Here is a 17,764-nt window from a genome sequence, read left to right as displayed (position 1 = left end):
TGGTATTTAGCAGATAAGAAACGATAGTTAAATGTTTGAGGTGTAGATTAGAAAAATTTATTCTGCTTTAAAACAGTTCTGAAAACTACTTGGAAATTTATTGATTAATATTTCAGCTACCAATTGGTTACTGATTACCGACTACTGAATTGGTTTCAGCAACATTTTATAAAACAATGATTACAACGGGAAAGTTCTCCGCGCAAACGTTTTGAAACCAAATCATTCATTCTTTCTTTCAGTGGTTCAATATTTATTTTATTTATAATTTCGGAAGCATAAGTGTGCATCAGCATCATTCGGGCTTCTTCATTGCTGATGCCTCGTGAACGCAGGTAAAACAATGCATCCGTATCCAACTGTCCGATTGTAGCGCCATGACTGCATTTTACGTCGTCGGCATAAATTTCAAGTTGTGGTTCTGAATTTACTGAAGCATTATTGCTGAGCAGTAAATTGTTGTTTGCTTGAAATGCTATGGTTTTCTGGGCATTCGGTTGAACTAAAATCTTTCCTCTGAAAACGCCTTCCGACTTATCGTCTAAAATCCCTTTGTATTTTTCATCACTCGAACAATTAGGAAATCCATGCTCAATGAAAGTGTGATTATCTATATGCTGTTCTTTGTCGCATAAATAGAGTCCGTATAAATTTGTCTGACAACCTTCGGCATTAAGTTTTACATTCAGATTATTTCTTATAAATCCGCCATGTAAAGTTATAACGTTTGATAAAAACTTACTGTTTCGCTCCTGCTGTACTTGTGTGATAGTGTTTTGCGAAGTGTTGTTACTTGAATTTTGAATTTTGTAATAATCTATGCTTGCATTCTCTCCGACAAATATTTCAGTTGCAGCATTGGTAAAACTTTTATTAAAATGCAGTGAATGGTCGCAGATAACAATTTTTGCCTGTGATTTTTTTTCGGCAATAATAAGATTTCTATGTTGAACAATTATGTCTTCCGTTGAATAAACAATGTAAACAAGTTGAATCGGTTTTTCGAGAATTAAATTTTCGGGAACATAAATAAATATTCCATCCTTTGCAAAAGCAGTATTTAAAGCTGAAAGACCATCTTCTGCGACATTAATATATTTTGAAAAATGTTTTTCAATTATTTCCGGATATTTTTTTTGTGCTTCGGCAAAGCTTCCAATAATCAAACCATTTTCGTATTCATTAATTAATTTTAATTGTTGCGGAAACCAGCCGTTAACAATTACAAACATATAAGTATCTAATTGCGGAATATCACATTTAAAAAAATCATCAATGTTAAATTCAATTTTTGGCGGCTCTAAAGAAAAATTATATTCCGGATTTATAACTTTTGAAATATCAGTATGCAGCCACTCTTCGTTTTTTATTGCCGGAATACCAAGCATCTTAAAATTTTCAAAAGATTCCAATTGTATATTTTTCAGATATTGTAAACTATCTGAAATAATTTTGTTTTTATTTTCCTCAAAAATTTCAATAAACCTATTCATGTAAGTTATTTTATGTTCATTGTAAATTCAAAATATTTTTTCTCTTCATTTTCATTGTTCCCAATACTTTTGAACTCTACAATAAACTTATTATCTTCAATCCATCTTGCATTTGATGGTACGAATTTACTATTTAGCTCAAAACTTCCAATTAAATTAAAATAATAATCGCTTATTTCATAATAAGAAATTTTTCCTTGAGTTTTATTTTTTACATCAGGAATTGTTAGTGAAACAAATTTATTGCCATTCTCAGAGAAATATGGCATTCCGTCTAATGTAACACGAGTTGATGAAATTTTATTATATAGGATATATTTATATCTGTTTTCATATCCAACATAAATTAAACAGCTTTTTGATTTAGGAAAATAACTATCAAAAGTGTATCCATAATTTTGAGTTGAATCAATATTATTTTTATTATTCAAAAAAATATATCCATTAAAAACTTTTAGTATGTCTTTATTTCTTTTAAAAATAGTTTTGTATTTATTAGCAATCTGTTTCTCAAATTTCACCTGTGCTTCATAATAATTACCGGAGTTTTTGTGAACTTTTTCTTTCATTTCCTCATAAGCATTTTTCAAAAGTTTATAATCAACTTTTTTAATGTTAATTGTGTATTTTGCAATGTAAATAATATTTGTATTTTCAATATCAATACCATTATTTTTTGAAACTGATTTTTTAATGGAATTTTTTTTCAATGAATCTTTCTTTAAAGCATCACTTTTTTCAGAAACTTTATTGTTATTACAGGAGAATAAAGTCGAAAAAGAAATTGCAATTAGCAAGTAGTTAAATTTGGTTTTCATAACAATATGCTTAAATATTATTGTTTTTGATTAGTAAAACTGGAAGTTAGATGTTGGATGTTTTAAATTTGCGATTTTTCTTACATTCAATGTCCAATTTAGGTTTTGTTACATTTATTTTATTAATTTGTCTTTTATAATGTCTATTGTTCAATCTCTTTTTTAATCCAATCATAACCTTTAATTTCCAATTCAAGTGCAAGTTCTTTGCCGCCTGATTTTACAAATTTTCCATCGTATAAAACATGAACATAATCAGGAATTATATATTCAAGCAATCGCTGATAATGAGTAATCACAATCGTTGCATTATCTTTTGTTTTTAATTTATTTATTCCGTTTGCAACAACACGTAATGCGTCAATATCAAGTCCCGAGTCAGTTTCGTCAAGAATGGCAAGTGTTGGCTCAAGCATTGCCATTTGAAAAATTTCATTTTTCTTTTTTTCGCCACCCGAGAAACCTTCATTTACCGAACGATTTTCCATTCTTCTTTCAAATTCAACAAGAAGTTTTTTTTCGTCAACAAGTGTCATAAATTGCTTCATGTCTAACTGTTCGAGATTTCTATATTTACGAACTTCATTAATTGCAGTTCGCATAAAAGTGAGCATGCTTACTCCGGGAATTTCCACAGGATATTGGAAACCAAGAAATATTCCTTCTCTCGCACGTTCTTCGGGCAACATCTTTAATAAATTTTTTCCTTTATATTTTACTTCACCCGAAGTAACTTCAAAAATTTCACGACCAGCAAGAACCGAAGCCAATGTGCTTTTTCCCGAACCATTCGGTCCCATTACAGCATGCACTTCTCCTGCTTTGACTTCAAGATTTATTCCTTTCAGAATTTCTTTGTTGTTGACAGATACTCGTAGATTTTTTATTGATAACATGATTTTAAATTTGAAAATTAATAATATAACTCTTATAAAAACCTTAATCCCACAGTCAATTGAAATAAGTTATTTTTTGCTATCGGCTTAAGTGTAGTATTTGATTTAGGAATTTTGACTTCTTTAATTAAATGATTAATGCCATATTCATAACGAAATTCAAATAAAAAATGAGCTACTTCTATACAAATACCTGTTTGCCATCCAAAGTTTAAAGTTTTAAAAGATTTATCATTTATGGCAAGGGTAAGCGAATTACCGTCAATTTTATATTTTATATCATCTTCCGTTAAGATATAAAAAATAGGTCCGGTTCCTAATTTAAAATGTTTTCCAAATCTGATTCCACCAATCATAGGTATATCTACATAATCAATTTTATTTAAAAAAGTAGTATCAGGAGCAGCAGAGGAAGAAAATTTATAATTACCGTTTTTTTGGGATAAAATAATTTCTGGTTGCAAGTAAAAATGTTCCGATTGAAAAATGAAAAACAATCCTCCGGTGTATCCTAAATTATAATTACTTGAAGTAAAATCTTGTTGTGTAAAAACCAAGCGATTCAGGTTTAAGCCACCTTTTAACCCGAATGTAAATGTTTGTGCACAACTAATAAACGGCAACATAGCAAGTAGTAAAACAAACTTTTTCATATCAGATATTTTTATTATTCAAAAAGAAATAAATTTAAAACTGTATTAATGTTATTTTTTTTTTTTTTTGAACTCTGCATCTTAGCGTCTTTGCGGTTTTTTTTTACCGCTGAGGCGCAAATACGCTAAGATTATTTTAACCTACACTGCCTTCAATGCTTACCGAAAGCAGCTTTTGTGCTTCCACAGCAAACTCCATCGGTAATTTATTTAAAACTTCTTTTGCATACCCGTTTACAATTAATCGTATTGCATTTTCAGCATCAATACCTCTTTGCTGACAATAGAACAACTGGTCTTCGGAAATTTTTGAAGTCGTTGCTTCATGTTCAACAACGGAAGTTTTGTTTTTTACATCAATATAAGGAAATGTATGAGCACCGCATTTTTCACCCATCAGCAGTGAATCACATTGTGTGTAGTTGCGTGAATTTTCCGCTTTCTGAGCAACTTTTACAAGCCCTCTGTATGTATTTTGTCCTTTCCCTGCCGATATTCCTTTTGAAATAATTGTGCTTTTTGTATTTTTTCCGAGATGGAGCATTTTCGTTCCGGTATCTGCCTGTTGATAATTATTTGTAACAGCAACGGAATAAAATTCACCGACAGAACTTTCACCTTTCAAAACACAACTCGGATATTTCCATGTAATAGCAGAGCCCGTTTCTACCTGTGTCCATGAAATTTTGGATTTTTTGCCTTTACAAATTCCACGTTTTGTAACAAAATTATAAATACCACCTTTGCCTTCTTTGTTTCCCGGATACCAGTTCTGAACAGTTGAATATTTTACTTCTGCATTGTCGAGAGCAATAATTTCAACAACTGCTGCATGCAATTGGTTTTCGTCGCGCACAGGAGCAGTGCATCCTTCGAGGTAACTCACGTAAGAATTATCATCGGCAATAATTAATGTTCTTTCAAACTGACCTGTTTTTAGTGCATTTATTCTGAAATACGTTGATAATTCCATAGGACAGCGAACACCTTTAGGGATGTAACAAAACGAGCCATCGCTAAAAACCGCAGTATTCAATGTCGCAAAAAAATTATCGGTAAAAGGAACAACGCTGCCAAGATATTTTTTTATTAAATCGGGATGGTTTTTTATTGCTTCACTTATTGAACAAAAAATAATTCCGAGTTTTGAAAGAGTTTCGGAAAAAGTAGTTTTGACAGAAATGCTGTCCATCACGGCATCTACGGCAACACCCGATAACAGTAATTGTTCTTCAAGTGAAATTCCGAGTTTATCAAATGTTTTTTTTAATTCGGGGTCAATTCCTGTTGGAGTTGGCTTGTTTTGCTTTGGTGCTGCATAATAAAATATATCCTGATAATCTATTTCGGGATATTTAAGATGTGCCCAGCGCGGTTCGTGAATTTTTTTCCAATAGCGAAATGCTTTCAACCGAATGTCGAGCATGAAATCGGGTTCCTGCTTCTTTTCCCAAATATAGCGAACGGTGCTTTCATCCAATCCTTTCGGAGCATATTCGGTTTCAATGTTGGTTGTAAATCCGTATTTGTAATCCGATTGTGTGAGCTCGTTTAATATGTTATTATTGTCATCGGTCATTGGCCAATAGTCATTAGTAAAAACTTCATTATTCGTTATTCGATATTCATTATTTTTTATTTGTAATTTATTTTTTTTAAAAATATCGAACATCGAACACCGAATGTCGAACATCGAAGTTCGAAAAAATAAAAAACAAAAGTAAGATTTATTAAAGGTTTTTGCAAATGTGAAGGAAATTGTTTTGTTGTTTAATTATTGAGTTTGATGAGAACACACAAAAGTTACATAAATTAAGGGAGAATTTTTTTAAAAAAATATTTGTAAAATAAATCACGGAATTATGCCCCGTAGGTGGTGATATTATATTAATACCTTGAAAATAGTACGTTGTGTCATTTATTAAATTATTTTAGCGGACAATAATGTTTTACAATCAGAAATAAGTAAATTTGCATTCTGATTTTTTTAATATAAATTATGAATAAAAAGCGTGACAGAATTGCAGTGCTTATTATCGGACTTATTGTAGGATTTGTTGTTGGTGCGATTGTTTTTAAAATTCAGACAGAAAAACAATCGGGTATACATCTTTCGGAAAACAAGGTTAATAAGATTACTCATAACTTATCTGAAATGTTTGCACCAAAAGCAAATATGGTAAAAGCCACTCATCGCCAGTCAAAAAAGCAAAATGTGATTTTCAGGAAATCGAAATATAACTATTATTCATCATCGGATGAAAATAAAAATATTTCTCAACTTGATATACAATACAGAGAAAAACCAGATTCTATATTTGCTGATTCTGTTGCTAAAGCATTAAGAAATTCATCGCTTTCGGAAAATAATAATGAAGATGATATTGTGATAAAAAAAGACCAGCTTATATTAACTAAGGACATTGAAATAAATCACGAAAGTGAAAAGCAAAATAAAAATCTAGATTCATTGATTGACTATAATCAGGAAAGCAAGTATTCTTTGAAAGTTGAATTTTGGGAGTCACCTATAAATTATAAAGGATATAAAATGTCAAAAAGCAAAATAGTACTGTTCGGAATAAATCCTTATGAAAACCCCACAATACAAAGGCAAAACAATTCTATATGTTTACTATACCGAAATGATAAATACTTACTTGAATATTCCGATGAATTCATTCCTTTTCGTAAAATTTCTAATAATACAGTAAATAAAAATTTTAAAAATAAAAAGTAAAATATGGAAGGAATAAGGGGAAGCAAAATAATGTTAAGAGCAATGGAACCTTCCGATATCGAATTTCTTTATAAGTTGGAAAACGATACGTCGGTTTGGAATATAAGCAATACAATTGCTCCATTTTCAAAATTTGTATTGGAAGAATTTGTTGCTAATGCACATTCGGATATATATGAAACAAAGCAGCAACGAATGATGATTGATATTCTGGAAACTTCAAAAACCATCGGTTGTGTCGATTTGTTTGATTTTGATGCCAATAATCAAAGAGCAGGAATAGGATTGATAATTTATGATGATTCCGAAAGAAAAAAAGGGTATGCTTCGGAATCATTAGAACTGCTGATTAAATATTCATTTGTTGTTTTGAATTTACATCAACTGTATTGCAATATTATATCGGATAATATTTCGAGTTTAAATCTTTTTAAAAAGTTCGGATTCGAAATAATAGGTTTGAAAAAGCAATGGATAAGATGCGGAAATAAATGGGAAGATGAATTTATGTTGCAATTAATCGGTACTTAAAGTATCTTAAGTAATTAAATCTATCATTTATGTTTAGAAAAAGTAAAAAGAAAAATTATAAAATCGCTTTACTTATTGTTTCGGCAATATTGCTGATTTTTATTTTATCAGCTTTATATAATTTATACAGCGAAATATATAGCAGTAATACTAATATTGCTCAGAAAGATTTTGAATTCATATATGTTAAAACCAACTCCGATTTTGATGATGTTGTCAAACAACTTGAAGGAAAGAAAATAATTAAGGACAGAGAATCTTTTGAATGGGTTGCAGAAATGATGCATTATAAAAAACATATTCATCCCGGAAAGTATAAGATTACAAATAATATGAGTAATAAAGAGCTGGTGAATCTTTTGCGTTCGGGAAAGCAAACGCCTGTTGTTCTTGTTTTTCAGAGTATAAGAACAAAAAATGATTTTGCGGGAGTGATTTCAAATCAACTCGAAGCCGATAAAACAGAATTGCTGTCGCTTTTGAACAACGATGATTACGTGAAGAAATACGGGTTGAACAGCGAGAATGCATTGGTTTTATTTATTCCCAATACATATCAGATATACTGGAATACAACTGCTGAAAAGTTTATTGAAAGAATGGCAAAAGAATATAACAAATTCTGGAATAACGATAGAAGAAAAAAAGCCGGTGAAGCAGGGCTCACGCTTCAGCAGGTCTCTGTTTTAGCTTCCATAGTTGAGCAGGAAACCAATATGAATGACGAAAAACCAATTATCGCAGGTGTATATTTAAACAGAATTCGCATGAATAAAGCTTTGGAAGCCGACCCTACACTTAAATTTGCATTAAATGATTTTACAATAAAAAGAATTTTGAATAAGCACAAAAGCGTTGTTTCGCCTTATAATACGTATGCCAACAAAGAATTGCCTCCGGGTCCCATTTGTATTCCGTCGGTTTCTTCAATTTCTTCGGTTTTAAATTATGCAAAACATAATTATATTTATTTTTGTGCAAAAGAAGATTTTTCGGGATATCACAATTTTGCAAAAACTGCAGAACAACATCTTGTGAATGCCGGAAAATATCAAAGAAAACTTGATGAAATGAATATCCGTAAATAATCAGTGCCTAAAGTGCCTAATCCCGATAGCGTATAATAAATTATTAAAGCAAATATTATTTTTTGAATTTGTGAAGTTCATGGCTTGTTTTTTGCTTCATAATTACATGACTTTGTTTAATCACTATAAATTTTTGTTAAAATTCTTTTTATTATTTCAAATAATCTCTATTTTTACAAAACATAAATTTAAAATCTAAAAACCTAATAATCATGAAAAAAATATTTTTAATAACAGTTTTTGCGGTACTCTGGAATTGTTCGTTTTCACTTAATCCTTCCAGAACTTATTCTATTACTCCTGCCGATTATGGAATGAACTTCGAAGAATTAAATATTCAAACAGAAGACAATTTGGTTCTGTACGGATGGCTTTTTAAATCAAATGAGCCGTCATCAAGCAAAGTAATGATAATGAGTGCCAGTGGTAATGGCAATATGGCTGATTTGATTGAACAGGCAAGCAATTTTCTTTCACTTGGATATAATGTTATAACTTATGATTACAGAGGTTATGGAAAAAGTTCCGATTTTAATATTAATAAAACGTTTTACATATATGCACAATTTGAAAAGGATGTTGAAGCCGTTTTAACTCATGTAAAAAAATATTATTCGAGATTTCGTGCTGTTCATTTATACGGAGCAGGAATAGGAGCGGGCTTATCGCTTAGCATTGGTGCTAATCATCCCGAAGTAAGCAAAATCATTGCAGATTCACCATATCTCGATTTCGAATCAATTCAAAAAATAATTAAAGAAAAAACTGGAGCCGAACTTAAACTTCCTTTAGGATATAATAAAACGCTGCTTGAACCTAAATATGCTTTTGATTCAAAAGGCGGAGGCATTACGGGTATTTTGCTTATTGCAGGTGAAAAAGAAGAAATTTATAATCCGTCATACATTCGTGAAGTTGCGAAACTTAAAAGTGGTGTTACAACAACGTATATTGTGAAAGGTGCTACGTGTGAGAATACTTTTTCAATTAATAAAACAAAGTATTTTGAGGAAATAAAAGCATTCCTTAAATAGTTTTTTATAATTTTTCTGAAAAATAAAAAAAGTTCCGTAGTCAGGAACCTTTGTGGGAGCACATGGATTCGAACCAAGGACCCTCTGCTTGTAAGGCAGATGCTCTGAACCAGCTGAGCTATGCTCCCTAAAGAAATGCAAATATAAAAACTTTTTAAATATAAAAAAATAGAGATGCATTTTTATTATTAATAAATAGCATTGTGCTATTTTTACAAAATATTTCTGATTTGAGATTATATTTTCTATATCAACAATGAAATACATTTCCAAACTATTATTACGCATTACAGGATGGAAAACAATTAACTATGTTCCTCCCGAAATAAAGAAATATGTTATGCTTTCTATTCCTCACACTTCAAACTGGGATTTTTTCTACGGAAGGGTTAGCTTATTTGCATTAGGAATAAAAGCAAAAACTTTAATTAAAAAAGAATTTTTCTTTTTTCCATTAGGATATATTTTGAAAGCACTTGGCGCAGTTCCTATTGACAGAAGCAAAGGGGTTAATGTAGTAAACGAAACCATTAAAATGTTTGAAAATAATGAAAAACTTATAGTGCTGATTACTCCTGAAGGCACAAGGAAATTGCAGAAAAACTGGAAACGCGGATTTTACTATATAGCTGTAAAAGCCAATGTTCCTATAGTACTCGGACATATTGACTATTTAAAAAAAGAAACAGGTTTGACTGAAATATTTTATCCTACCGATAATTTTGAAAAAGATTTCGTTTATATCGAAAATTTTTATAAAGATAAAACCGCCAAATATCCCGAAAACTTTAATTTAAGTTCTCAAAATTTGCAAATGTCTTCCAATAGTTAATGCCACAAATGATTTATAAAAAACAAACTTTTTTAATTATTGAATACATTTTTTTTGTTAGTTGTTTCTCTTTTTGCTTTCAATAGTTAAAAGTTTGCTTTGGGGCGGTTGGGGGTTGAATATTTAATTGCCTTTCGAAATAAAATCGCTAAGGTTAGTTGTAATGGTGAATTGATTCGTTTTTCCGGCAATATCATATACAGCTCTGGCATAGCTTATGTGAAACCTGTAAATTTTTAATCCTACTCCAAATGAAAATCCTGCCATTCCGATTCTTGTGTCAAATTTTAATTCCTGTCTTCGCTGGTAATTATAACCAAATCGCAGATAAAAATTTTTTATAGGCATGAATTCTCCACCAATAACAATGTGTCGCAAACATTTGTCTCCGAATGGTTCTGCGTCTTTCAGGATTTTTCCTATTTTTGTTTTTTTAGCAGTATCAGGTGTCATCAGATTCACATCGGTAGAAGAATCAACAGGCACTTGATATGTGAGGTCGAATTTTTCGAGATGTATGAGGTTTATAAAAAAGCGGAATGGCAAGTGTTTTAATCGCTGTGAAATTCCTGCCTGAATTTCATAAGGCAATGGTTCTTTATTTCCTTTCACATATTCCTTTAATTGTGTACCTATATTTTTTACTATTATTGATGCTGCAAACTGCGACTTCTGCTTGTAATACAGTAAAGCCAGGTCTGCTGCCAGTCCATACGATTTGTAAATATCATAAACGGAATATATGTTTTTAACAGCAATTCCGAGGGTGAATAATGAGTCCATTTGCCTGCTGTATCCTATATTGAGGCAATAATCTGCTGCGGTAAAATTTCCGATAATTTGCGAAGTAGCATCAGCTTTTTTGAAAGTGCCGTAATTGATATATTGTAAACCGGCACAAAAACTGCCTACCTTTTTGTATGACTTTGAATATGCAGCATATCCACAACCAATGTCGGCAAAATAGTCAAGAAAAGTAAATCCGAGATGATTATCCATTGAAGAGTTGATGAGTGATGGATTTTGTAAAGTAATAGTAACATCATCATCTTTTGCAGCAACAACATATCCTCCAATAGAAGATATTCTCGCTGAATTTGGTAATGACAGAAATTTATAAATGCTGTTGCCTCCTATTTGAGAATAGGAATTAAATGAAATTAAAAAAACAATAAATGTTAAAACCTGAAATTTTATCTTTATCATAAGTTATGCAAAGAAAAGCATTTTTTTAATAAACAATATTTTGTTATTATTATTGTATAATTGAGTTAATTTTGTTTTATCATAAAAAAAAAGCATAATTTTGTTTTTTATTAAAAATTATGAAGTTATCCAAGAAAAGCGAATATGCATGTCTTTCTCTGATAGATTTATCAGAAAATTATGATAAGGAATGTGTTAAGATTGCTGAAATAGTTAAGAGAAAAGAAATTCCAAAAAAGTTTCTTGAACAAATACTTTTATCGCTAAAAAATGCAGGATATGTAAGAAGTAAGAAGGGTTCATCGGGAGGATATAAGCTTTCAAAAAAACCTAACGAAATTACGCTTGCTGAAATTATAAGATTAATGGATGGTCCGATAGCTCCTGTGAAATCAGTAAGCAAGCACTTTTACGAAAACACCCCGATAGAAAAAAGCAAAAAACTCATAAAAATTCTTATTGAAATAAGGGATTTTATGCTCCTCAAACTCGAACATACAACATTTGCAGATTTAATAAAATAATTTAAAGTTTCGGAATTTTGTGGTTTATGTCTTTAAACTGAAAACTAAAAACATTGGAATTTCGCTACTTCATACAACTTTCTTTTAATGGTGAGGCATACCATGGCTGGCAATCGCAAAAGGATTCAAATTCCGTTCAGGATGAACTATGCAAGGCATTATCGGTTATACTGAAATCGGAAATAACTGTTACCGGTGCCGGAAGAACGGATGCAGGCGTGCATGCAAAAGATTTTTACGCACACTTCGACAGCGAAAAAAACAATCTGAATGAAAATAAATTTATTTTTAAATTAAATAAATTTCTTCCTTCAGACATTGCGATAAAAAATATATTTAAAGTTAAACCAAACGCACATGCCCGTTTTGATGCCATTTCGAGAACTTACGTTTACCAAATCATAAAAAATAAAAATCCTTTTTATACAAATTCTGCATATTATTATTATGGTGATTTGGATATTGCTCTGATGAATAAAGCATCGGAAATATTATTTGAATATTCGGATTTTACAAGCTTCAGCAAGGTGAAAACGCAGACCAAAACAAATAATTGTAAAATAATGAAAGCTCAATGGGAACAAAAAGAAGATTTGATTTTATTTACAATAAAAGCTAACAGATTTCTGAGAAACATGGTAAGAGCAATAGTTGGAACAATGCTCGAAGTTGGTAAAAATAAAATTTCATTGAAAGATTTCGAAAACATTATAGAAAGCAAAAATCGTTCAAATGCAGGTTATTCGGTACCTGCGAAAGGTTTGTTTTTAATAAATGTTGAATATTCAGAAAAAATATTTAATAAATAATAATTAAGAATACAATAAACAAAGTCATCGGTCAATGGTCATTAGTAAAAAACTTCGATATTCGAAATTCAGTGTTCGATGTTCGATATTTTATTTATTTTAAAAAAGAAGTTATAGATTAGCTATCAATAAAATCATAATATAAATAATATGTACAACTCAGAATATTTAAAAAGTTTTATAACAGAAGTTTTAAGAAAAATCGGCTGCAGCGATAAAAATTCAGTAACAGTTGCTGAAGTTCTTGTTACTGCTGACCTGCGAGGAATACAATCGCACGGAGTAATAAGATTTAAAGATTACTATGAACTCTGGAAAAACGGCAGGATAAATGTAACTCCCGATATTAAAATTATTCATGAAACTTTGAGCACCGCCGCTGTTGATGGCGATAAAGGCATGGGTCCTGTTGTTGCCAATTATGCAATGAATATTACAATTGAAAAAGCAAAAAATGCAGGCACATGCTGGGTTGCTGTGAATAATTCCAATCATTTCGGAATTGCCGGATATTATTCAATGCTCGCACTTAAACATGATATGATTGGCATAGCAATGACAAACGCCAATCCATTGGTTGCTCCCACTTTTTCAATTGATAAGCTTCTCGGAACAAATCCTATTGCTGTTGCAATTCCTGCGGGCAAGCAACCTCCGTTTGTTGCCGATTTCGCTACAACTCCAATTGCAAGAGGAAAACTCGACCTGCTTTCTAAAAGAGGATTGAAAGCATCAACTGGTTTCGTTCAGGATAAAGATGGACATCCGAGCAGTGACCCCGATATAATAAAAAAAGAGGGTGCTATGCTCACACTCGGCGGCGACAGAGAACATGGAAGTCATAAGGGTTATTGCATGAGTGCAATTGTTGATATTTTTTCTGCGGTTTTGTCAGGAGCTAATTTCGGACCATTTGTTCCACCTTCAGTTGCTTTTTTGCCGGTGCTTGAAAAATCAGTAGGGAAAGGTACAGGCCATTTTTTCGGTGCCATGCGCATCGATGCTTTTCAGAAAAAAGAAGATTTTAAAATGAAAATGGACGAATGGATTGATACCTTCCGAAATGCTAAAAGTGCCCAAGGACAGCCGAAAGTACTTATTCCCGGTGATATAGAAAGAGAACTTTATGAAATTAATTTAAAAAAAGGAATTGAGATATTGCCTGTAGTTATTGATGATTTAAAAGAAATAGGAAAATCAACAGGAGTGAATTTTATTGAAGAAAAAACATAATTGAACAAAAGAACAATTGAATAATAGAACATTCGAATATTTGAATGATTGCACGTTATTTCTCTCTTTTTTTATAATTCGTTTGTTCAAATGTTCGATTGTTTATATACTGAGGCATCCCAGCAAAATATCGAGTTCTATTATTTTTTCATTGTACCCAAGCTTTTGATATGAGAATATCAAGTTATGAAGCATACGTATTATTATTTCAATATTAGTGCAGGTTTTATAAAAATATTCTTTGGGCTCAAGTTTTAATTCTCTTATAAACATTTCGATTTCCTTGTGGCTGAATATTGTTCCTTTATTAAAAGTGTTTATATAAAAAAGCACATCATTTTTATCAACAAAAGATAATGTATTTTCATTTTTGTATCCCAGTATAAAATGTTCCGGCAGATTTACTCCGTAAATTGGCAACTTTAGGTTTTGAGCTATTATGCTATAAACAATTGATAATAATAAAGGATTTCCTTTTTTTGTTTCCAAAACAACATTTATATATGAATTTTGAGGGGAATGAAAATCCGTTGTATTTCCATTAAAACCGTGTAATTTGAAAAAAATATGATTGAGAACTTTCACCTTTTCCAATGGAGTAAGGTTGTCATTAAGTTCAACCCATGCATCTGCCGTGATTTTATCAATTTCTTTTTGCAAATTACCGATATTTATTTCAGGATACTGATGTTTCGCAATTACTACAGCTCCATTGAAAAGATTATTGTTATCGGTATTTTTCCAGTTGATAAGCTCACTTTTTATGTTTTCAAACTGAATGGTATGGATAAGATTTTCTATTCTGTTTTGAAGAAAATTATTAAATGAATTTTCCCATGCATTCTCAAGGAACGGAATTGCCATGATTCCCATTTGCATGATTTTTTCTCTAACTTGCTTGAAAACTCCTTCATCGGTATCATCAAGCAAATTAATTAATGCCGATAGTTCTTTTTTATCCATTTTATTTTACTAAAGTAAATTTTTATTTATTAAAATTTAATAAAAAAGTAAATTTATATGAAATTTTATTTGGTTTATAGGCATTTTTGTGTTTATATTTGCATAATAAACTAATTGATATATATTTATGGAGCAGGAATCTAATAACATACTCGTTTTGACAGATTTTTCCGAACAATCGGATATATGCCTTGAACAAGCATGCAATTTAGTTAATTTTTTGAGATCTGAAATTACTTTACTTTATGTTGTTCCTGAAACAGCATTTTTTAGTAAATTAGTTGGAATCGGCCAAGTATTTCCTAGTGAAACTGAAGCAAAAGAAAAACTGAAAAAAATAGCCGATGATATTTTTCTTAAAACAAACATAAAAATAAAAATTCGCATAGAAAAAGGAGACCCTGGAAAGAAAACAATTCAAGTTGAAAAAGAATTGAATCCAAGATACATGATAGTATCTACAAAAAGCTATGCTTCTCCTCGTAGCCGTATAGTAAGTCCCACAACAGTGAAAGTATTCAGAAATTCAAAATGTCCGGTTATGACTATTAACGGCAAAGAACATTTCAGAATGATAAAAACCATTTTGCTGCCTTTAGACCTTACTGCTGAAACAATGACTAAACTTAAAGAAGCAAAAAAACTTGCCGGAATTTATTATTCAACGCTGAAGTTAGTTTCATTCGTATATAGGGACACCGCTACAGCAATAGTGCGATTAAAAGACCAATTGGTTATAGGTAAGCGGTATCTTGATAAAAGGAAATTTAAAAATGAAGTTGAACTGATTGACAAAAGAGAAGACAATGTGCAGGACTTGGCAGTAGATATTGCTGATTACGCCAATAAACACAATGTTGATTTGGTTATGGTAGTTGTTCAGCAGGAACCCGAAGAATTTTTTATTTTTTACATGGACAATATAGTAAAAAAATTAATTTCATTGACTGAAAAACCCGTATTGTGCATACCCGCAGAAAAGATTCGTATAGAAGCATATTAATAATGTTAATACCCGGCTAAATTTATTTTCGGTTTGTGCCTATTTTCAATCTCCGTTAATTAATTTTCCTTTTCCGTTTGGATGCTTGATATTTATTAAAAAAGGATTTCCATAATAATACAAATTGCCGTTCCCCGTGAAATCACCACCTAAACTATTTTTCCCATAAGCGAAAAAGTCACCCGAGCATCTATGGTTTATTTCTGTATTGTTGGCAATAAGATTGCGACAATCGATAAACGCATTGCCGGCAGCATACATGTAATTTTTATCAACTATGCCATTAATTGTTACATCCTGAGCTCCGGTATGCATCCTGATAAAACTTTTCTTTGTGTTGATTGTTAATTTAATTGAGCAGGATGAGTTCCTCCCCTCAATACTAAAAGTATCGGGGGTGATTATTGTATTTGTAGATATTATATTTCCGCTGGTCCTGCAACCCAAGTAATACAGGTTTTTTACAGATAAATACACATTTATCTGTTTCTTGAAACTTCTCACCCAATTGCATTTATTGTTATTGCTTATGCTCAAAGTGTTGTTGTTTATTTCTGTTTTTATGTTTGGTAATAGATTTTTCCCTGCTTCGACTTCAATTTTATTAACAGTATCTTGAGTTAATATTAAGTTTATATTATCATAAACTTTTACAAAATAAAAATTGTTTATTTCGCGACTTTCCTTTACTATGCTTCCTGTTCCCGTAAAGCAATCACAGCGATTTTCTTTTTTGCAGGAAAGAAAAAGTGTCAAAATAAACAGTAATAATATTTTTTTTTCTTTTGCCATTATATTTTATTGTTGAATTGCCTAATTGTTGAATTGTTATAATTAGTGCCTGTTCATAAAGTCGAGACTAACGAAGAAATCGAACATTATGGACAAACTCTAATTATCATTAAAGCAAATTTCCACTTATATCTTACGACTAACTTCTTACGACTTTTATATTATTCACTTTTTTTATACGCATCAACAATTTTCACAACAAGCTTATGACGTACTATATCTTTATCGTTCATGTATATAAAATCAATACCTTCAATACCCTTCAGTATTTTTGCCGCGTGTGCAAGTCCTGATATTTCGTTTTTCGGTAAATCAATTTGTGTAATATCGCCCGTAACAAAAAATTTTGAATTTTTCCCCATTCGTGTGACAAACATTTTTATTTGTTTTTCGGTTGAATTTTGTGCTTCATCAAGTATTGCAACTGCATTATCGAGAGTTCGCCCGCGCATGTATGCAAGTGGTGCAATTTGTATTGTTCCGTCTTCAATATATTTAGCAAGTTTTTCCGGAGGTAACATGTCTCTTAATGCATCGTACAGAGGTTGCAGATATGGGTCGAGTTTATCGCGAATATCACCCGGAAGAAAACCAAGTTTTTCGCCGGCTTCAACAGCCGGGCGTGTTAAAATTATTTTTTTTACTTCTTTATTTTTCAATGCTCTCACTGCCAATGCAACGGCTGTATATGTTTTTCCGGTACCTGCGGGTCCGATTGAAAAAATCAAATCATTATTTTCATAGCTTCTCACCATTTTCTGCTGGTTTGCAGAACGAGCTTTAATGTACATTCCGTTATTTCCATGAACAAGAACCGAATCATCTTTGCTTTTCGAAGATATTTTATAATTATCATCAAGCAATTCAGCTATGTCGTTTTCTGTTATTTTACCGAACTTTTCGTAATGTTCAAACATCAGTTCCACTTTAGCAACCAGATTAGTAGTTTCCCTTTCATTACCAATAATTTTGATAATATTGTTGCGGGCTATGATTTTTAAATGCGGAAAACTTTTTTTTAGAAATTCCAGATTGCAATCATTAACACCATAAAGGTCGAGAGGGTTTATGTCTTCAACAACAATTGTTTTTTCGTGCATAAGAGATTTTATAAAATGAAAAAGTAAAAATAATCAGTAAAGTTAAAAA

The 17,764-nt window shown here is 31.2% G+C and carries 18 protein-coding genes and 1 tRNA gene; 9 read left to right on the top strand and 10 right to left on the bottom strand.

What is annotated here, in order from left to right; all coding sequences use genetic code 11:
* Positions 1–155: 155 nt before the first annotated feature.
* The 5 genes from sufD to sufB form a co-directional block, all read right to left on the bottom strand.
* On the bottom strand, positions 156–1,493 hold the full coding sequence (sufD, locus tag WC223_02110; protein ID MFA6923023.1) for a Fe-S cluster assembly protein SufD: 1,338 nt from the start codon (positions 1,491–1,493) through the stop codon (positions 156–158).
* Between the two features lie 5 nt (positions 1,494–1,498).
* Positions 1,499–2,311 (bottom strand): hypothetical protein, encoded by an 813-nt coding sequence (locus WC223_02105; GenBank protein ID MFA6923022.1) that lies wholly within the window; start codon positions 2,309–2,311, stop codon positions 1,499–1,501.
* Between the two features lie 143 nt (positions 2,312–2,454).
* Positions 2,455–3,207 carry a Fe-S cluster assembly ATPase SufC gene (gene sufC, locus WC223_02100; GenBank protein ID MFA6923021.1) on the bottom strand — a complete coding sequence of 251 codons (753 nt, stop codon included), beginning with the start codon at positions 3,205–3,207 and terminating at the stop codon, positions 2,455–2,457.
* Between the two features lie 32 nt (positions 3,208–3,239).
* A complete protein-coding gene (locus WC223_02095; GenBank protein ID MFA6923020.1) occupies positions 3,240–3,860 on the bottom strand; it encodes a porin family protein in 621 nt (206 codons plus the stop codon).
* Between the two features lie 136 nt (positions 3,861–3,996).
* Positions 3,997–5,439 carry a Fe-S cluster assembly protein SufB gene (sufB, locus tag WC223_02090; GenBank protein MFA6923019.1) on the bottom strand — a complete coding sequence of 481 codons (1,443 nt, stop codon included), beginning with the start codon at positions 5,437–5,439 and terminating at the stop codon, positions 3,997–3,999.
* A gap of 420 nt (positions 5,440–5,859) precedes the next feature.
* Here sufB and WC223_02085 point away from each other — a divergent pair, with 420 nt between their 5' ends.
* The 4 genes from WC223_02085 (at position 5,860) to WC223_02070 (ending at position 9,253) form a co-directional block, all read left to right on the top strand.
* Positions 5,860–6,600: a hypothetical protein gene (locus WC223_02085; protein MFA6923018.1), complete on the top strand. Its 741-nt coding sequence runs from the start codon at positions 5,860–5,862 to the stop codon at positions 6,598–6,600.
* Between the two features lie 3 nt (positions 6,601–6,603).
* Positions 6,604–7,131: a GNAT family protein gene (locus tag WC223_02080; protein MFA6923017.1), complete on the top strand. Its 528-nt coding sequence runs from the start codon at positions 6,604–6,606 to the stop codon at positions 7,129–7,131.
* 29 nt (positions 7,132–7,160) lie between these two features.
* Positions 7,161–8,219 (top strand): endolytic transglycosylase MltG, encoded by a 1,059-nt coding sequence (gene mltG, locus WC223_02075; protein MFA6923016.1) that lies wholly within the window; start codon positions 7,161–7,163, stop codon positions 8,217–8,219.
* A 212-nt stretch (positions 8,220–8,431) separates the two neighbouring features.
* Positions 8,432–9,253 carry an alpha/beta fold hydrolase gene (locus WC223_02070; GenBank protein ID MFA6923015.1) on the top strand — a complete coding sequence of 274 codons (822 nt, stop codon included), beginning with the start codon at positions 8,432–8,434 and terminating at the stop codon, positions 9,251–9,253.
* Positions 9,254–9,306: 53 nt separating this feature from the next.
* Here the strand turns inward: WC223_02070 and WC223_02065 are convergent.
* Positions 9,307–9,381, bottom strand: a tRNA-Val gene (locus WC223_02065).
* 128 nt (positions 9,382–9,509) lie between these two features.
* Here WC223_02065 and WC223_02060 point away from each other — a divergent pair.
* Positions 9,510–10,085: a 1-acyl-sn-glycerol-3-phosphate acyltransferase gene (locus WC223_02060; GenBank protein MFA6923014.1), complete on the top strand. Its 576-nt coding sequence runs from the start codon at positions 9,510–9,512 to the stop codon at positions 10,083–10,085.
* 123 nt (positions 10,086–10,208) lie between these two features.
* Here the strand turns inward: WC223_02060 and porQ are convergent, their stop codons facing one another.
* On the bottom strand, positions 10,209–11,291 hold the full coding sequence (porQ, locus tag WC223_02055; protein ID MFA6923013.1) for a type IX secretion system protein PorQ: 1,083 nt from the start codon (positions 11,289–11,291) through the stop codon (positions 10,209–10,211).
* 119 nt (positions 11,292–11,410) lie between these two features.
* Here porQ and WC223_02050 point away from each other — a divergent pair, with 119 nt between their 5' ends.
* The 3 genes from WC223_02050 (at position 11,411) to WC223_02040 (ending at position 13,857) form a co-directional block, all read left to right on the top strand.
* On the top strand, positions 11,411–11,815 hold the full coding sequence (locus WC223_02050) for an Rrf2 family transcriptional regulator (GenBank protein ID MFA6923012.1): 405 nt from the start codon (positions 11,411–11,413) through the stop codon (positions 11,813–11,815).
* A 53-nt stretch (positions 11,816–11,868) separates the two neighbouring features.
* Positions 11,869–12,624, top strand: a complete 756-nt coding sequence (truA, locus tag WC223_02045; protein ID MFA6923011.1) for a tRNA pseudouridine(38-40) synthase TruA — start codon at positions 11,869–11,871, stop codon at positions 12,622–12,624.
* 150 nt (positions 12,625–12,774) lie between these two features.
* A complete protein-coding gene (locus WC223_02040; GenBank protein ID MFA6923010.1) occupies positions 12,775–13,857 on the top strand; it encodes an Ldh family oxidoreductase in 1,083 nt (360 codons plus the stop codon).
* A gap of 102 nt (positions 13,858–13,959) precedes the next feature.
* Here the strand turns inward: WC223_02040 and WC223_02035 are convergent, their stop codons facing one another.
* Positions 13,960–14,820, bottom strand: a complete 861-nt coding sequence (locus WC223_02035; protein MFA6923009.1) for a transglutaminase-like domain-containing protein — start codon at positions 14,818–14,820, stop codon at positions 13,960–13,962.
* A 127-nt stretch (positions 14,821–14,947) separates the two neighbouring features.
* Here WC223_02035 and WC223_02030 point away from each other — a divergent pair, with 127 nt between their 5' ends.
* On the top strand, positions 14,948–15,823 hold the full coding sequence (locus WC223_02030; protein MFA6923008.1) for a universal stress protein: 876 nt from the start codon (positions 14,948–14,950) through the stop codon (positions 15,821–15,823).
* A gap of 45 nt (positions 15,824–15,868) precedes the next feature.
* Here the strand turns inward: WC223_02030 and WC223_02025 are convergent, their stop codons facing one another.
* On the bottom strand, positions 15,869–16,615 hold the full coding sequence (locus WC223_02025; protein MFA6923007.1) for a head GIN domain-containing protein: 747 nt from the start codon (positions 16,613–16,615) through the stop codon (positions 15,869–15,871).
* Positions 16,616–16,776: 161 nt separating this feature from the next.
* Entirely contained in the window at positions 16,777–17,715 is a 939-nt protein-coding gene (locus WC223_02020) for a PhoH family protein (protein MFA6923006.1), read from the bottom strand.
* Positions 17,716–17,764 lie beyond the last annotated feature (49 nt).

The organism is Bacteroidales bacterium (genome assembly GCA_041671145.1).
Taxonomy (GTDB): domain Bacteria; phylum Bacteroidota; class Bacteroidia; order Bacteroidales; family JAHJDW01; genus JAQUPB01.
Note: the sequence above shows the minus strand (reverse complement) of the source record. Positions and strands in the feature narration are given on the sequence as shown.

What these genes read in the sequence shown, in the direction of transcription:
- WC223_02035 (MFA6923009.1), bottom strand. Translation starts at nt 14,820, where the DNA reads ATGGATAAAAAAGAACTATCGGCATTAATTAATTTGCTTGATGATACC.
- WC223_02070 (MFA6923015.1), top strand. Translation starts at nt 8,432, where the DNA reads ATGAAAAAAATATTTTTAATAACAGTTTTTGCGGTACTCTGGAATTGT.
- porQ (MFA6923013.1), bottom strand. Translation starts at nt 11,291, where the DNA reads ATGATAAAGATAAAATTTCAGGTTTTAACATTTATTGTTTTTTTAATT.
- WC223_02060 (MFA6923014.1), top strand. Translation starts at nt 9,510, where the DNA reads ATGAAATACATTTCCAAACTATTATTACGCATTACAGGATGGAAAACA.
- WC223_02095 (MFA6923020.1), bottom strand. Translation starts at nt 3,860, where the DNA reads ATGAAAAAGTTTGTTTTACTACTTGCTATGTTGCCGTTTATTAGTTGT.
- sufB (MFA6923019.1), bottom strand. Translation starts at nt 5,439, where the DNA reads ATGACCGATGACAATAATAACATATTAAACGAGCTCACACAATCGGAT.
- WC223_02105 (MFA6923022.1), bottom strand. Translation starts at nt 2,311, where the DNA reads ATGAAAACCAAATTTAACTACTTGCTAATTGCAATTTCTTTTTCGACT.
- sufD (MFA6923023.1), bottom strand. Translation starts at nt 1,493, where the DNA reads ATGAATAGGTTTATTGAAATTTTTGAGGAAAATAAAAACAAAATTATT.
- WC223_02020 (MFA6923006.1), bottom strand. Translation starts at nt 17,715, where the DNA reads ATGCACGAAAAAACAATTGTTGTTGAAGACATAAACCCTCTCGACCTT.
- mltG (MFA6923016.1), top strand. Translation starts at nt 7,161, where the DNA reads ATGTTTAGAAAAAGTAAAAAGAAAAATTATAAAATCGCTTTACTTATT.
- WC223_02030 (MFA6923008.1), top strand. Translation starts at nt 14,948, where the DNA reads ATGGAGCAGGAATCTAATAACATACTCGTTTTGACAGATTTTTCCGAA.
- WC223_02025 (MFA6923007.1), bottom strand. Translation starts at nt 16,615, where the DNA reads ATGGCAAAAGAAAAAAAAATATTATTACTGTTTATTTTGACACTTTTT.
- WC223_02080 (MFA6923017.1), top strand. Translation starts at nt 6,604, where the DNA reads ATGGAAGGAATAAGGGGAAGCAAAATAATGTTAAGAGCAATGGAACCT.
- WC223_02050 (MFA6923012.1), top strand. Translation starts at nt 11,411, where the DNA reads ATGAAGTTATCCAAGAAAAGCGAATATGCATGTCTTTCTCTGATAGAT.
- sufC (MFA6923021.1), bottom strand. Translation starts at nt 3,207, where the DNA reads ATGTTATCAATAAAAAATCTACGAGTATCTGTCAACAACAAAGAAATT.
- WC223_02085 (MFA6923018.1), top strand. Translation starts at nt 5,860, where the DNA reads ATGAATAAAAAGCGTGACAGAATTGCAGTGCTTATTATCGGACTTATT.
- WC223_02040 (MFA6923010.1), top strand. Translation starts at nt 12,775, where the DNA reads ATGTACAACTCAGAATATTTAAAAAGTTTTATAACAGAAGTTTTAAGA.